The organism is Mesorhizobium sp. L-8-3 (genome assembly GCF_016756615.1).
GTDB lineage: Bacteria > Pseudomonadota > Alphaproteobacteria > Rhizobiales > Rhizobiaceae.
In genome coordinates this window covers 6,152,142-6,168,489 of the sequence record NZ_AP023262.1, presented here as the reverse complement: position 1 = coordinate 6,168,489, position 16,348 = coordinate 6,152,142, and the positions used below count along the sequence as shown (strand labels likewise).

8 protein-coding genes are annotated in these 16,348 nt (G+C 65.8%); 6 read left to right on the top strand and 2 right to left on the bottom strand.

The window, feature by feature from the left end:
* The first annotated feature begins 29 nt into the window (after positions 1-29).
* The gene (locus JN302_RS28640) at positions 30-1,469 is read left to right on the top strand and encodes a sensor histidine kinase (protein ID WP_202329967.1); all 1,440 of its coding nucleotides are present in this window, start codon (positions 30-32) and stop codon (positions 1,467-1,469) included.
* 3 nt (positions 1,470-1,472) lie between these two features.
* Positions 1,473-4,442 carry a bifunctional [glutamine synthetase] adenylyltransferase/[glutamine synthetase]-adenylyl-L-tyrosine phosphorylase gene (locus tag JN302_RS28635; RefSeq protein WP_202329966.1) on the top strand — a complete coding sequence of 990 codons (2,970 nt, stop codon included), beginning with the start codon at positions 1,473-1,475 and terminating at the stop codon, positions 4,440-4,442.
* A 13-nt stretch (positions 4,443-4,455) separates the two neighbouring features.
* Here JN302_RS28635 and JN302_RS28630 read toward each other — a convergent pair whose 3' ends face one another.
* A complete protein-coding gene (locus JN302_RS28630) occupies positions 4,456-6,756 on the bottom strand; it encodes a PAS domain-containing sensor histidine kinase (RefSeq protein ID WP_202307590.1) in 2,301 nt (766 codons plus the stop codon).
* 226 nt (positions 6,757-6,982) lie between these two features.
* Positions 6,983-9,628, bottom strand: a complete 2,646-nt coding sequence (pepN, locus tag JN302_RS28625) for an aminopeptidase N (RefSeq protein WP_202329965.1) — start codon at positions 9,626-9,628, stop codon at positions 6,983-6,985.
* A 159-nt stretch (positions 9,629-9,787) separates the two neighbouring features.
* Between pepN and JN302_RS28620 the strand changes: the two genes are divergently transcribed.
* The 4 genes from JN302_RS28620 (at position 9,788) to secD (ending at position 16,307) form a co-directional block, all read left to right on the top strand.
* Positions 9,788-12,097, top strand: coding sequence for a xanthine dehydrogenase family protein molybdopterin-binding subunit (locus tag JN302_RS28620; RefSeq protein ID WP_202329964.1), 2,310 nt, complete (start codon positions 9,788-9,790; stop codon positions 12,095-12,097).
* 67 nt (positions 12,098-12,164) lie between these two features.
* Positions 12,165-13,127, top strand: a complete 963-nt coding sequence (locus tag JN302_RS28615; RefSeq protein ID WP_202329963.1) for a DMT family transporter — start codon at positions 12,165-12,167, stop codon at positions 13,125-13,127.
* A gap of 132 nt (positions 13,128-13,259) precedes the next feature.
* On the top strand, positions 13,260-13,682 hold the full coding sequence (locus tag JN302_RS28610) for a hypothetical protein (RefSeq protein ID WP_202329962.1): 423 nt from the start codon (positions 13,260-13,262) through the stop codon (positions 13,680-13,682).
* A 93-nt stretch (positions 13,683-13,775) separates the two neighbouring features.
* The gene (gene secD, locus JN302_RS28605; RefSeq protein WP_202329961.1) at positions 13,776-16,307 is read left to right on the top strand and encodes a protein translocase subunit SecD; all 2,532 of its coding nucleotides are present in this window, start codon (positions 13,776-13,778) and stop codon (positions 16,305-16,307) included.
* The last annotated feature ends 41 nt before the right edge of the window (positions 16,308-16,348 follow it).

The window sequence follows — 16,348 nt, the reverse complement described above, 5'->3', positions numbered from 1 at the left end:
CTCGCGGTCGGGCCGCATGGCACCCTGACATGTGGCACACCCTTACCTCCATCATGAAGACGACCGCCGCGCGTCTGTCGGCGCTCTATTTCCTGCTGTTCGGCATTTGCGCGATCTTCCTGGTCTTCTACATGACGTCGCTGTCGGTGCGAATGCTGACGGTGCAGACGCAGGAGACGATCAACGAAGAGGTGCAGGGACTCGTCGCAGCCTATCAGAGAGGCGGTCTGCCTCTTCTGGTCCGCACGATCGAGCGGCGCGCCCGGCAGCCCGGCGCCAATCTCTATCTGATCGCCGATCCGAACGGGCGCATCCTGTCCGGCAATGTCGAAAGCCTGGCGCCCGGCGTACTTGCGGCCGAGGGTTGGACGGGGCGCCCGTTCGCCTATCAGCGCTACGGTGACGCGGGCGCCCAGGAACGGGCCGGCGGCGACAGGGTGACGCGTGCCGGCGAGACCGGACACGATGCCATCGCTCTCGTGCTGCGGCTGCCCAATCAGATGATCGTGCTCGTCGGACGCGACCTCGGCGAGCCCGAGCGCTTCCGCGACGTGGTGCGGCGCGCCTTGATGGTGGCGCTCGGCATGATGAGCCTGGGCGGCCTGGCGATCTGGTTTCTGGTCGGGCGCAGGGCGCTGAAGCGCATCGACAGCATATCGGCGGCGAGCGCTCGCATCATGGGCGGCGACCTCGCGGGCAGGCTGCCGGTGAGCGGTGCGGGCGACGAGTTCGACCGGCTCTCCGAAAACCTCAACATGATGCTGACCAGGATCGCCAGCCTCAACGAGGGGCTGAAGCAGGTCTCCGACAACATCGCCCACGACCTGAAGACGCCGCTGACGCGGTTGCGCAACCGCGCCGAGGCGGCACTGGCCAAAGCGAGCGAGCCGGCCGAGTATCGCGAGGCGCTGGAGCGCACGATCGCCGAATCGGATCAACTCATCCGCACCTTCAACGCGATCCTGATGATCTCGCGGCTCGAAGCCGGCTATTCCTCAGAGACGGTCTCGAAGGTCGACCTCGTCGATCTGGTGCGGGACGTGGTCGAACTTTACGAGCCGGTCGCCGAGGAGAGCGGCGTAACGCTCGACGCCGAAATCGGCGGACCGCAGGTCGTCGCCGGCAACCGCGAGCTGATCGCGCAGTCGCTCTCGAACGTCGTCGACAACGCGATCAAATACTCGTCCGCCCCCGATCGCAAGCCCAAGGTAGCCGTCTGCCTCGATCGCGTCGACGGGGAGATTCGCCTGACGGTGTCCGACGACGGCCCTGGAATCCCTGACGATGCGGACCGGCAGCGCGCGACCGAACGATTCGTGCGGCTGGAGAAGAGCCGCTCGCAGCCGGGCTCCGGCCTTGGACTGAGCCTCGCCAAGGCCGTGATGAAGTTCCACCGCGGACGACTTGATCTTTCCCCCCGCGATCCGGGATTATCTGTCACCATGGCATTTCCCGGGACGCAAGGGTGACGGATGAGCGCTGAAAAGGCGATAGGAAAGACGGATCTTGGCTGGTTCGGCGGACCGGCACGGGTGCTTAGGCCCCTCGATCTCGACGAGGCCCGCGGCGCGCTTGCCGAGCTGTCGGCGGTGGCCAGGGAGGCGGACCTGCCGAGGCTCGCGAAGCTGCTTGCCGCAAAGGGCGTCCTGCAGGATTTCCTCGGCGCCGCCTTCAACCTCTCCTTCTTCCTGCGCGACTGCGCGCGCAGGCGTCCCCAGATGCTGGACCGGCTGTTCGACGAGACCACCGGGCAGAGGCTGGACGCGATCGCGGAGGCCATCGCAAGGGCGCCGTTCGCTGCGGAGGTAACCGAAGCGGCATTGATGTCCGCCTTGCGCGCGCTGAAGACGGAAGCGCATTTCCTGATCGCGCTGTCGGAACTGGCGGGCGAGGTCGAGACGGAGACGACTGTGCGCCGGTTGAGCGATCTCGCCGATCGCTGCGTGACGGCGGCCGTGGCCTTCCTGCTGCGGGACGCACACTTCAACGGCAAGCTCGCGCTGCCCGATCCCGAGCGGCCGTCGGAAGGCTCCGGCTGGATCCTGCTGGGCATGGGCAAGCTCGGCGCCCATGAGCTCAACTTCTCCTCCGACATCGATCTCGTCGTGTTCTTCGATCCGGATGCCCCGGCGATCCGCGACCCCTACGAAGCGAGCGATCTCTTCGCGCGGCTGACGCGCCGGCTCGTCCGCATCCTGCAGGACCGGACCGATGCCGGCTATGTGTTCCGCACCGATCTCAGGCTCAGGCCCGATCCCGGCTCGACGCCGCTCGCCATCCCGGTGCTGGCCGCGCTGAACTACTACGAGGCAAGAGGCCAGAACTGGGAGCGGGCCGCCATGATCAAGGCGCGGCCGGTCGCCGGCGACCTCGCCGCCGGCGAGCGCTTCCTGAAGGAACTGCAGCCCTATGTCTGGCGCAAATATCTGGATTATGCGGCGATCGCCGACATCCATTCGATCAAGCGGCAGATTCATGCGCACAAGGGTCACGGCGAGATCGCGGTCAAGGGCCACAACGTCAAGCTCGGCCGGGGCGGCATCCGCGAGATCGAGTTCTTCGTGCAGACACAGCAGCTGATCGCGGGCGGGCGCTTCCCCGAACTGCGCCGGCGCGAAACCGTTTTGATGCTGGCCGAACTCGCTGCGCGGGGCTGGATCACGGCGGAAGCGCGCGACGCACTCACCAGGCAATACTGGTTCCTGCGCAGCGTCGAGCATGCCGTGCAGATGGTGGCCGACGAGCAGAGCCATACGCTGCCGGAGGAAGACGAGGGGCTGGAGCGCATCGCTCGACTGCTCGGCTATGACGGCGCGGCCGCCTTCTCCGACGTGTTCCGCCAGTCGCTGCATCTGGTCGAACAGCATTATGCGGCGCTGTTCGAGACCGCGCCGCAGCTTTCGGCCGGTGTCGGCAATCTCGTCTTCACCGGCGATGTCGACGATCCGGACACGTTGCAGACGCTGCACAATCTCGGCTTCAAGCGCCCGAGCGACATCTGCCGGGTCATCCGGACCTGGCATTTCGGTCGTTATCGGGCGACGCGCTCGGCCGAGGCGCGGGAGCGTCTGACCGAGCTCACCCCGGCGCTGCTGGAGGCATTCGGCCAGACCCGGCGGGCGGACGAGGCCATCGTCCGCTTCGACGAGTTCCTTGCCGGGCTGCCGGCCGGCATCCAGCTCTTCTCGCTGTTGCAGTCCAATCCCGGACTGCTGAAGATGATCGCCACCATCATGGGCGCGGCCCCGCGGCTCGCCGGCATCATCACGCGCAGGCCGCATGTCTTCGACGGGCTGCTCGACCCGCTGCGCATGTCGGAGTTGCCTGACAAGCCCTATCTCTCGGCCCGGCTCGCAGCTTTTCTGGAGGGCACGGTGCAGCACGAGGATGTGCTCGACCGGCTTCGGATATTTACATCGGAGCAGAAGTTCCTCATAGGCGTCAGGCTGTTGACCGGCGCGATCGACGCGACGCGCGCCGGCAAGGCCTTCTCCGACCTGGCCGACCTGACGATCGGCGCGGCCTTCGACGCCGTGACGAGGGAATTCGCTAGGCGCCACGGCAAAGTGAAGGGTGCGAGAGCCGTCATCCTGGGCATGGGCAAGCTCGGCAGCCGCGAGCTCACCGCCGGCTCCGATGTCGATCTGATCCTGCTTTACGATCATGACGCCGACGCCGAGGAGTCGGACGGCGACAAGCCCATGGCGCCGTCGCATTATTTCTCGCGGTTGACGCAGCGCCTGATCGCCGCTGTGTCGGCGCCGACGGCGGAAGGCGTTCTTTACGAGCTGGACCTCAGGCTGCGGCCGTCGGGCAACAAGGGCCCGGTCGCGACCCATATCGATGCCTTCCGCAAATACCAGCGGCAGGACGCCTGGACCTGGGAGCACATGGCACTGACGCGGGCCCGGCCCGTGGCCGGCGATGAAAACCTCGCGCAGGATATCGAAGACGAGGTGTGCCAGATCCTGGCGCTGCCGCGTGACAAGGCCAAGATCGCGAAAGAGGCCTCCGACATGCGGGCGCTGATCGAGGAGGAGAAGCCGCCGCGCGACCTTTGGGACCTGAAGCTCGTGCCCGGCGGGCTGATCGACCTGGAATTCATCGCGCAATATGCAGCCCTGACTGGTCAGGCCACCGGCGCTGGCCGGACGACGGGTACCGCGGAGGTCCTTTCGCATCTCGATCCGGCTTTTGCCGACGCGCAGTTGCGCCAGGAACTGGTCGACGCGCATCACCTCTATTCGGCACTGACGCAGATCATCCGCCTCTGCCTGACGGGCGCCTTCGAGCGGGACGACGTTCCGCCGGGCCTCGCCGACCTCCTGCTCGGCGTCACCGATCTTCCCGACTTCGCCGTACTCGAGGCACATGTCGAGGAGACGGCGCGAAGGGTGAGGGAGGATTTCGACCTTCTTCTGCGCGGCAGGCGCGTGAAGTAAGGCGAGCGGCCGTTCAGGCCGCTTGCTTCAACGGCCGGCGCGCCGGGATCCGGACGGAGACGATCGTGCCGACGCCTTCGGTGGAGCGGATCTTGAGCGCCCCGCCATGCAGTTCGGCCAGCGAGCGCGATATTGCCAGACCGAGGCCCGAGCCGGTGTGGTTCTTCGAGAACTGGTTCTGCACCTGCTCGAACGGCCGGCCGAGCTTGCTCAGGGCCTCGCGCGGTATGCCGCAGCCGGTGTCCTCGATCGACAGCATCATGGCCCCGGCGACATTGCGCGCCCTGACCGTGATGCTGCCCCCATGGCCGGTGAACTTCACGGCGTTGGACAGGAGGTTGATGACGATCTGCTTGATGGCGCGCCGGTCGGCGTAGAGCTGCATCGTATCGGCGATCTCGGTCTCGACGGTGATCGACTTGCCGGCGGCCTGCAGCGAGATCACCCGCACGGTCTCGTGGATCAGCGGGCAGAGGTCGATCTCCTCGCTGTCGATGGAAAACTGCCCGGCCTCGATCTTGGACATGTCGAGGATGTCGTTGATCACGTTGAGCAGATATGTGCCGCTGGAATTGATGTCGCGCGAATACTCCTCGTATTTATCCGAGCCGAGCGGGCCGAAAAGGCCCGAACTCATCAGTTCCGAGAAGCCGATGATGGCGTTGAGCGGCGTGCGCAGCTCGTGCGACATATTGGCCAGGAATTCCGACTTGGCGCGGTTTGCCGCCTCGGCGCGCTCCGTCTCCTTCATATATTTGCGGTTGAGCTCGGAAAGCTCCCGGGCACGCTCTTCTTCCGCCTTCCTGGCGAGGCTCAGGTCGTGAATGGTGGCCATCAGGCGGCGCTCGCTGTCGACCAGTTTTTCCTGATGCTGCTTCAGCTGGGTGATGTCGCTGCCGACCGAAACGGTGCCGCCGTCGCGGGTCTTGAGCTCGGTCACCTGCAGCCAGCGGCCGTCGGCGAGCTGCCGTTCATAGGTCGAGACGCCGCTCGACCCGCCGGCAAGCCGCCGCTCCGACACCAGGGCGGTCATGCGCGCCTCGATCGCGTCGCGCGGCGAACCGGGAATGACATCGCGGTCGGCCAGCCCGCTGTCCTGCTGGTACTTGCTGTTGCACATGATCAGGCGCTGGGCGGCGTCCCACAACACGAAGGATTCCGTGATGTTCTCGATCGCCGTGCGCAGGCGAAGATCCGCCGCTTCCGAGCGCAGCGCGAGATGGCGCTGCTCGGTGATGTCGACGGCGATGCCGATGAGCTGGATTTCGGGGGCCTCGGGATCCACGACCTGGGCGCGGGCCCGCATCCAGACCCAGTGGCCGGCGGCGTGCCGCATGCGGAAGACCTGGTCGATATGGTCGGTCTCGCGCGACACGATGCGATTGGCGAGGTCGAACAGGTCACCGTCGTCGGGATGGATGATCTCGGCCACCTCGCCGAAGGACAGCATCTTCTCGCTGTGCTCGTAGCCAAGCAGGTCGTACATAGACTGCGACCAGTACATCCTGCCGCGCACCATGTCCCAGTCCCACAGGCCGCAGCGGCCGCGCACCAGCGCGAGGTCGATGCGCTGATGAGCCTCCAGATAGATCCGGTCGGCGGCCTGCGCGCGCGCGGCCTGGCTGAAATAGGCGTAGAGGATGATGAGCAGGACGCCGGCTGTCAGCACGAACAGCGTCACGTTCAGCGAAACCGTCTTGCGCCATTCGGCGAAGACTGCCTCCTTCGAGACGAGGGCGGCGGCCGCGCCCCGGCGGTCATCGGCGATGGTGAGCGCGGCGAACCAGTCCTCACCGCCGATCCGGACATCGATGACGCCGGCGCGTTCGCCGAACATGAAAAGCGGCTGACCGCCGCTCAAAAGGGCTTCCAGCGACCGGCCGTGCCAGTCCGACGTTTCCGGGGAGACCGCGACGACCTTGAAGTTGCGGTCGGTGATGGCGAGCACATGGCGCGTCCCCATGCCGCCGTGCCGGCCGGTGGTGAGCAGCAGGTCTTCGGCCGACGCCCCTCCGTACAGCATCAGCCCGTTGCCGAGCTCGCCTGAGGCGAGCGCCAGCACGGCCCTGGCATCGCGCTCGATGTCGTCATGCGAGGCGGCGAGCGACATGAAGCGAACCACCGCGACGGCGGCGAGGAAGATGACGATCAGGGCCGGGATCGAGCGACGCAGTAGCGGCTCTGCCGCCAGCAGCCGCCGATAGGCGGGGGCCGCGATGATCTTTGCGTTGCCGGCGGGGCCCGCCTCGCGGCCCGGCCTGCGCCGTGCAAAAATCGTCCCTCCGGGCGCGTTCCACGCGTCCGCATTCGCCATAACTGGCTCCCCGAGAAATTTTCTGTTGAAGATCCGGCCAACGCCGCACTTCCGAATCTGCCACAAAGAATCACTGGTGATTCGGCTTGTCCAGACCCCCGGGAGCCAAATTCCTAAAATTTTACGAAATTGATTCGCAGGGCCGTTTCCACCGGCCCCGACACTGTCGGAAAACGATCACCGGGCCCCCCGCGGACGTGAGCAGTCCGTCGGGCCGCCGATGGCTTCAGGCCAGGGTGCGCTCCACAATGTCGCGCAGATCCGCCGACAGGTCCTTGGCCTCCGAGATGGCGAGCAGCGCCTCGCGGGCCTTGCCCTGCCGGACCGGCTCCAGCGAGCGCCAGGAGCGGAGCGCTGTGGCGAGCCGTGCGGCGACCTGCGGGTTGCTGCGCTCGACCGTCAGCACGGCGTCGACGAACAGGTCGTAGCCGCCGCCGTCGGCGCGGTGGAAGCTGGTCTGGTTGGCGCTGGAGAAAGTGCCGATGAGCGAACGCACGCGGTTCGGATTGGTCATCGAGAAGGCAGGGTGGCGCATAAGCGCAGCAACGGTATCGACAGTCGCGGCACCCGGCACCGCGGCGCGGATCTGGAACCATTTGTCGAGCACGAGCGCGTCGGACGCGTAGCGCCTCTCGAATGCCGCCAGCGCGGCGCCGGCGGCGTCGGTGGCCGGCTGCCGGTGGGCGAGCACGGTAAGTGCCGCGGCACGGTCTGTCATGTTGGACGCCGTCTCGAACTGGCGCGCCGCACGGCGCGTGTCGCCGGGCTCCAGCGAAAGATAGTCCAGCAGCACGTTGCGCAATGCCCGGCGGCCGGCACTCGCCGCGTCGGGACAAAACGAGCCGCCGTCGTCGAGCGCGGCATAGAGCCGCTCGAACGCCTCGCCGTTGGCGTCGGCGATGAGGCGCGCAAGTGCTTCGCGCGCCGAGAAGATCGCGTCCGGATCGATGTTGTTCCCGATCTCGCGGGCGACATCGGCCTCGCCCGGCAGCGTCAGGGCGAGCGCGCGATAGGCCGGCTCGAGCGATACATCCTCGGCGAAGGCTCCCGCCAGTCCGGCGAGATCGCCGGAGAATTCCGGCGCCTTGCCGCCGCGGATCTGCCGGAAGGCGGTGATCAGCGCGTCGCTGAGCAGCGTATTGAAGGCCTGCCATCGGGAGAAGGTGTCGCTGTCGTGGCGCGCGAGGAAGAAGAGATCCTCCGGCCGCTGCTCGACGGTCAGCGTTATCGGCGCGGAGAAGCCGCGATTGATCGACAGCGCGGGCCTTTCGGCCACGCCCGAAAAGCGGATGCTGTGCCGCCGCTTGCGCAGATGGATCACCCCATCCTCGATCGTGGCGCCGTCGACATCGGTGAAGGCGATGTCCGTTCCACCGTTGCCGACGAGGCCGAAGGCGAGGGGGATGTGCATGAGCCGCTTGCGGCTTTCCGAGGGCGTGGGGGGTACGTTCTGTTCGATCTCGACGGAGAGCACGGCCGCGGCCGGATCGTGGCTGACGCTGACGGCGAGATTGGGCGTGCCGGCCTGATGGTACCACAGGGCGAACTGGGAGAGGTCGCGGCCGGACACGTCCTCGAACACCTTCAGGAAGCTCTCGACTGTCGTGGCCTCGCCGTCGTGGCGCTCGAAATAGAGGTCCATGCCCTTGCGGAACAGGTCGGCGCCAAGGATCGTATGGATCATGCGTACGACCTCCGATCCCTTCTCATAGACGGTCGCCGTGTAGAAGTTGTTGATCTCGCGGTAACGGCGTGGCCGCACCGGATGGGCGAGCGGTCCCTGGTCCTCGGGGAACTGATGTGCCCTCAGCGTTCGCACCTCGGCGATGCGCTTCACAGCCCGCGAACGCTGGTCGGCAGAGAATTCATGGTCGCGATAAACCGTCAGCCCCTCCTTGAGGCAGAGCTGGAACCAGTCGCGGCAAGTGATTCTGTTGCCTGTCCAATTGTGGAAATATTCATGCGCGATGATCGCCTCGATATTGGCGAAATCGCCGTCGGTCGCCGTTTCTGCATCGGCAAGCACATATTTGTCGTTGAAGATGTTGAGGCCCTTGTTCTCCATGGCCCCCATGTTGAAATCCGAGACCGCGACGATATTGAACACGTCGAGGTCGTACTCCCTTCCGAATTTCTCCTCGTCCCAGCGCATCGAGCGTTTGAGCGCGTCCATGGCATAGGCCGCGCGCTCTTCCTTGCCGTGCTCGACATAGATGCCGAGCTCGACCTCGCGGCCCGACATCGTCGTGAAGCTGTCGCCGACGCGGCCGAGATCGCCCGCCACCAGCGCGAAGAGATAGGAGGGTTTCGGGAAGGGGTCGTGCCAGACGGCATAGTGCCGACCACCTTCGAGCCTGCCCTTGTCGACCGGATTGCCGTTGGACAGGAGCAGCGGCGCCTGGCCGGCATCAGCCTCGATACGCACCGTATAGATCGAAAGCACATCGGGCCGGTCCAGGAAATAGGTGATGCGCCGGAAGCCCTCGGCCTCGCACTGCGTGCAATAGACGCCGTTGGAAAGGTACAGCCCCATGAGGGCGAGGTTCTGCGCAGGCGCGATCTCCGTCTCAATGGTGAGGCGGAAGCGGCCGGCCGCGGGTAGCTTCGAGATGACGAGGCTGTCCGGGGTTGCTTCATAATCGGTTGCCGCGGGCGCATTGCCGTCGATCTCCAGCCGCTTCAGCGTCAGGCCGTCGCCGTCAAGGAGCAGCGGCGCATCCTTGGCCACACCCCGCCGGCGCTCGACATCGAGTTCGGCCACGACGACCGTGCGCTCCGGCGAGAGACGAAAGTCCAGGCTGATCGACGGAATGAGGTAATCGCTGGGGCGATAGTCCTCGAGCCGGAAGACCTGGCCGGTATCGGTGCGCATGCGGTGTTTCCTGTTTGCTTTGCGGCGGGCCGGCGTTCATGGAACGCCGCAACTGGCCCAACAAAAACGAAGGGGTGCTCTTTACACGAAACATTCCCTCGACAAAACTGCTGCCAAGGTTATTTCAACCCATCCTCTCCACCAATTTGCGAGGCAAGCATGACCGTCGTCACGCCGAAATTCGGGATGGGCGCATCCGTGTTGCGCGTCGAGGACCTGGCCTTCATCACCGGCCAGGGCCGCTATACGGACGACATCGCTCCCGATGGCCTGTTGCACGGCTTCGTGCTGCGCTCGCCGGTGGCGAAAGCCTCCTTCACCATCGCCTCCACGGAAGCGGCCGCCAAGGCCCCCGGCGTGCATCTGGTGTTGACGGGAGCGGATCTGGGTCATCTGGGCGACCTTCGGTCCGGCATGATGCAGAAGCAGCCGGACGGCACCCGCGCGCCGACGCGCGACATTCCGATCCTGTGCCGCGACCGGGTGAACTATGTCGGTGATGCCGTGGCATTCGTCGTCGCCGACAGCCGGGCCCAGGCACAGGATGCCGCCGAACTGATCGACATCGACTACGAGGCCGAGGATGCGGCGGCGGATACGGCGACCGCGCTCGAAGCGGGCACGCCGCTGGTCTGGCCCGAACTCGGCTCGAACCGGGCCTTCCTCAACGAGATGGGCGATCGCGGCAAGACCGACACCGCCTTCGCCAAGGCCGATAAGGTCGTGCGGGTCGAATTCGTGAACAACCGCCTGGTCTGCAACTATATGGAACCGCGCTCGGCGATCGCGGAATGGAATGAAGACGAGAACCGCTTCGTCTTGACGACCGGATCGCAGGGCGTCCATTCGATGCAGACGATCCTGGCCGGCGTCTTCGGCATGCCGACCGACAAGATCCGCGTGATCACCCCCGATGTCGGCGGCGGCTTCGGCCCCAAGAGCTTCGTCTATCGCGAATATGCGCTGGTGATCGAGGCAGCCTCCCGGCTGAAGAAGCCGGTCAAATGGGCCGGCGATCGCACCGAGCACTTCCTGACCGACGCGCAAGGCCGCGACAATGTGGTGAGCGCCGACATGGCGCTGGACAAGACCGGCCGCTTCCTCGGCATGAGGGTGCGAGTGGTCGCCAATCTGGGGGCCTATATCTCGCAATATGGCCCCTTCATTCCCTATGTCGGCGCGACCATGTCGACCGGCGTCTACGACATTCCGGCGCTCGACGTGTCGATATCAGGCGTCTACACCAACACCTGCCCGGTCGATGCCTATCGCGGCGCAGGTCGCCCCGAGGCGGCGCTGCTGCTGGAGAAGCTGGTCGATGCCTGCGCGCGCGAACTCGGCATCGGCGTGGAGGAGATCCGGCGCCGCAACTTCATCCGGCCCGAACAGTTCCCCTATCGCACCGCCACCGGCCGGCTTTACGACACCGGCGAGTTCGACGGCCATATGACGCTGGCGATGGAGCGGGCCGGTTGGTCCGGCTTCGAGAAACGGTACAAGGCCGCCGCCGCCGCGGGCAGGATTCGCGGCATCGGCATGGCGACCTATGTCGAGGCCTGTGCCTTTCCGGGGTCCGAGCCGGCCTTTCTGCAACTCAACGCCGACGGAACGGTGACATTGTCGATCGGCACCCAGAGCAATGGCCAGGGCCACGCAACCGCCTATGCGCAGTTCGTCTCGGAGAAGCTCAATCTCGACATTGCGAAGATCAGGGTCCATCAGGGCGACACCGACCGGCTGAAGTCGGGCGGCGGCACCGGCGGGTCGCGCTCGATCCCGCTGGGTGGCGTGTCGACGGCCCGCGCCGGCGAGGACCTGGCGGAGAAGATCCGCAGGATCGCCGCCGACGAGTTGGAGGCTTCGCCCGCCGATATCGAGCTTGTCGACGGGGTTGCCCGCATCGTCGGCACGGACCGGTCGATCGGCTTCGCCGACATCGCCAAGGCGGCAAAGAAGCCGAGCGATATCGAGGGGTTCGGTGAATTCGTTCAGGATGAATGCACCTATCCGAACGGCACCCATATCTGCGAGGTCGAGATCGATCCGGACACCGGCAAGACCGAGATCGTCCGCTACACCATCGTCGACGATTTCGGCGCGACCGTGAACCCGATCCTGCTCGCCGGCCAGGTCCATGGCGGCGTGGTGCAGGGCATCGGCCAGGCGCTGACGGAAAGCACCGTCTATGGCGAGGACGGCCAGCTTCTGACGGCGAGCTTCATGGACTACGCCATGCCGCGTGCCGACACGGTGCCGTCATTCCATTTCGAGACGCGCAACGTGCCGTCGACCACCAATGCGCTCGGCATCAAGGGGGCCGGCGAGGCCGGGACGATCGGCGCGACGCCGGCCGCGCTCAACGCCGTGACCGACGCCCTCTATCGCGCCTATGGTATTCGCCATATCGAGATGCCGACCACGCCGACGCGCATCTGGAACGCAATTCGTGAAGCCGGATCAGAAGGTTGAGCTGATCTGAAGACTCTCCTCAAGAGGATGACGCCGCATGCATTCGTGCATGCGGCGGCCTGCCGGAATGAACACAGCCGAAACCCAGACCGGTCAGGCCCGCCATGATCGAAGCCCGCTGAGGGCAATTGCGCTGAAGGTCGCCTCCGTTGCGGTCTTCGTCGGCATGTCCTCCTTCATCAAGGCCGCCGGCCAGTTGCCCGCCGGCCAGATCGTCTTCTTCCGCTCCTTCTTCGCCATTCTTCCGATCCTGGTCATGCTCGGCTGGCAGCGCGAACTACGCTTCGCGCTCGCCACCCAGCGGCCGCTCAACCACATCGCGCGCGGCGCCGTGGGGGTGACGGCAATGGCTCTCAGCTTCTTCGCCCTGACGAGGCTGCCGCTTCCCGAGGCGATCACGCTGAACTATGCGCAGCCGCTGCTGGTGATCGTGTTCAGCGTGCTGTTCCTCGGCGAGACCATCCGCATCTACCGCTGGAGCGCGGTCATCGTCGGCCTCATCGGCGTCAGCATCGTATCCTGGCCCAAGCTGACGCTGCTCGGCGCGGCATCGGGACTGAGCAACCAGGAGGCGATCGGCGTCGCGGCCGCCCTGGCCGGCGCGGCCGTCTCCGCGGTGGCGCTGCTCCTGGTCCGCAACCTGGTGCGAACCGAGAGGTCGACGACGATCGTGCTGTGGTTTTCGCTGTCGGCGAGCGTCGCCGGCCTGCTGTCGCTGCCTTTCGGCTGGGCGCCGCTATCGGGGGAACAGGCGGCCTTCCTGGTGGCCGCCGGATTTTGCGGCGGCATAGCCCAGATCCTGATGACCGAAGCCTATCGCTACGCTGAGGCATCGACCGTCGCGCCCTTCGAATACACCTCGATGATCCTTGCCATCATTGTCGGCTACCTCGCTTTCGATGAGGTCCCTACGGTCCATATGGTGGTCGGCGGCGCGATCGTGATCGCGGCAGGGCTGTTCATCATCTGGCGGGAACGGCGGCTCGGCATCGAACGGGCGGGGGCCCGCAAGCTGACTCCGCCGCAGTAGCCTGGGCAGGGTCGACAGCCGGTCCGAAATTCGACGTGTTCTCGTGGTTTCGCCTTGAATAATGCACGGGCGGCCCATGCCGTGGGGGTCTGCGTCCTGCGTTGCATTCACTCTTGCCGCTTGGATCGTTTGGTGGTCAAAGACATCGCCATGCAAAGGGACCGGACATACAGGACGCGAGCGACGGATTTCCTGTCGGCGTTCTTCCTGTGCGTGGCCGCGTTGCTGGCCGGCGCCCACACGCCGCTGACCGACGAAGTTCGGGCGGCCGCTTCGACGCAGGCGTCGGGCGCGCGCGGCGCCGACAGCACCGATCCGCAGTCGTCGCCGACGACTGCGCGCCGGCCCTTCATCACCGCCGAGTGGCGCGTCACCGAGGCCTCGCTGCCTCAGGTCGAGGGCGACACGAAGACGGCCCTGCCGCCGGCGGTTGCCTTGCTTCCCGATGTCGATCCAGACGTCACCCGCGAAGCTTTCGTCCTGCGGGCTCCAAACTCCTCATCGTTCCACAATTACGGCGCGCGGGCGCCGCCGACCTCTCACGATCAGGCCTGATCGGCGTGGCCCCTTCGCGGAGCCGCGCTTCCGACTGAACGTTCGCCCTCATGCTTTCGAGCATGCGGCGAAGACATATCGTGAGACCAGAATATGCGGACCCCCCGATGGTTGGTGGTGACGTACGCCATCATAGTGCTGGCGGGCATTCTCATTGCCCTGCCCAACGCCCTGACACAGAACCAGCTTGATGCACTGCCGGATTGGCTTCCCAGGAAACAGGTGACTCTCGGCCTCGACCTCCGAGGCGGATCGCACCTCGTGCTGGAGGTGGATTCGGCAGCCGTGAAGGCCGACCGGCTGCGCTCGCTGCTCGGCAATGCGCGCGACAGCTTGCGCAAGAAGCGCATCCCGGCGCAAACGGCCCGCGTGGCCGGCGACTCCGTCGTCGTGACCATCGCCGACGGCGCGCAGCGGTCCCAGGCGCTCAGCCTCCTGCAGGGCCTGTCGCAGCCCGTCGGCGGGGTCGGCTTCGGCGCCGCGGCGGCCGACATCGACGTCACCTCGACCGATAACCAGATAAGGCTGACCCCGACGGAGGCCGGGTTGCGTGCCCGTCTCGATTCCGCGCTCCAGCAGAGCCTGGAGATCGTGCGCCAGCGCGTCGACCAGGTGGGCGTGGCCGAGCCGACCATCCAGCGCGTCGGCGCGGACCGGCTGCTCGTGCAGCTTCCGGGCCTTCAGGATCCGACCCGTCTTCGCGAGCTTCTCGGAAGCACCGCCAAGATGACCTTCCACATGGTCGCCAATGTGCCGCAAGGCGACAGGCTGCCCGCAGGCGTCACGACTATGCCCGATGCGAAGACCGGAGCGACCTATCCGATCGAGGATCGGGTCGCGCTCGACGGCGAGCGGTTGACCGACGCGCGCGCCGGTTTCGACCCGCGCACCCAGGAGCCGATCGTCTCCTTCAAGTTCGACAATGCCGGCGCCCGGCAGTTCGCCGAAATCACGAGCGCCAATGTCGGCCGCCCCTTTGCCATCGTGCTCGACGGCAAGGTGCTTTCGGCGCCCGTCATTCGCGAGCCGATATCAGGCGGCACCGGCCAGATCAGCGGCAATTTCACGGTTCAGGACACGGTCGTGCTTTCGGCGCTGCTGCGTGCAGGCGCGCTGCCGGCACCGCTCACGGTGATCGAGGAGCGCACGGTCGGGCCGGATCTCGGCGGCGACGTCATCAGGATGGGCATCTATGCAGGTGCTGCCGGCTTCGCCCTGGTCGCGCTGTTCATCGTCGCGCTTTACGGCGCATGGGGCATGATCGCCAATTTCGCGCTGCTGCTCCATCTCGTCCTGACGATCAGCGCACTTACCCTTATCGGCGGCACGCTGACGCTCCCTGGCATAGCCGGTATCATCCTGGGCATCGGCTTCGGCGTCGACGCCAACATCCTCATCAACGAACGCATACGCGAGGAGACCAAGAGAGGGTTGAGCGCCCTTGCCGCGCTCGACAACGGCTTCAAGCGCGCATATTCAACCATTGTCGACGCCAACGTGACGTCGCTGATCGCGACCAGCCTGCTCTTCATGTTCGGCTCGGGACCGGTACGCGGTTTCGCCGTGACCATGATGATCGGCACGGTGCTGTCGATGTTCACCGCAATATCCATCGTCAAGGTGCTGATGACGGAGGTGGTGCGCAGGCGCCGGCTGAAGACCATCCGGATCGAGCCTCTGATCAGGTTCTTCCCGGAGAAGACATCGATCTCCTTCATGAATGCGCGCTTCTTCGGCATCGTGCTCTCGGCGCTGCTGTCGCTCGCCTCGATCGGGCTCTTCGTCAAGCCCGGCCTCAACTACGGCATCGACTTCAAGGGCGGCATCCAGCTCGAGATCACGACCTCGCAGCCGGCCGACCTTGCCTCGCTCCGGGGCACGCTCGCCACGCTCGATCTCGGTGAGATCGCGCTGCAGAACATCGGCGATGCAGACCACGTGCTCATCCGGGTACAGCGGCAGGATGGCGGCGAGCAGGCCCAGACGGCGGCCGTGACGGCCGTCAAGGCGGCGGTCGAGAAGTTCGATCCCGGCGTCAAATTCGACCAGACCGAGGTCGTCGGACCGAAGGTCAGCGGCGAGCTGGCGCAGTCCGGCGTCATGGCGGTGGTGTTCGCGGCGATCGGCATGCTGGCCTATATATGGTGGCGTTTCGAATGGAATTTCGCCATCGGCGCCGTCGCGACGCTGGTGCTCGACACCACCAAGACGGTCGGTTTCTTCGCCCTGCTGGGGCTGGACTTCAACCTCACCGCGATCGCGGCGCTGCTGACCATCATCGGCTATTCGGTCAACGACAAGGTGGTCGTCTACGACCGAATGCGCGAGAACCTGCGGCTTTTCAGGAGGATGCCGCTGCGCGAGGTGATCGACATGAGCATCAACCAGGTGTTCGCGCGCTGCGTCTACACTTCGGCGGCGATCCTGCTCTCGATGCTGCCGATGGCGATCTGGGGCGGCAGCGCGGTCGAAAACTTCGCACTGCCCATGGTGTTCGGCGTGATCGTGGCGACGACCTCGTCCATCTTCATCGCCGCTCCGATCCTGCTGCTCCTGGGCGATTGGTGGAAGCGGCGCCATGCCGAGGACGAGAGACGGCCGAGCGGCCAGGCGGTCGGCGCCTGATCCACGACAGGAGAGGTCGCGATGCCGCGGCCTCTCCGCGA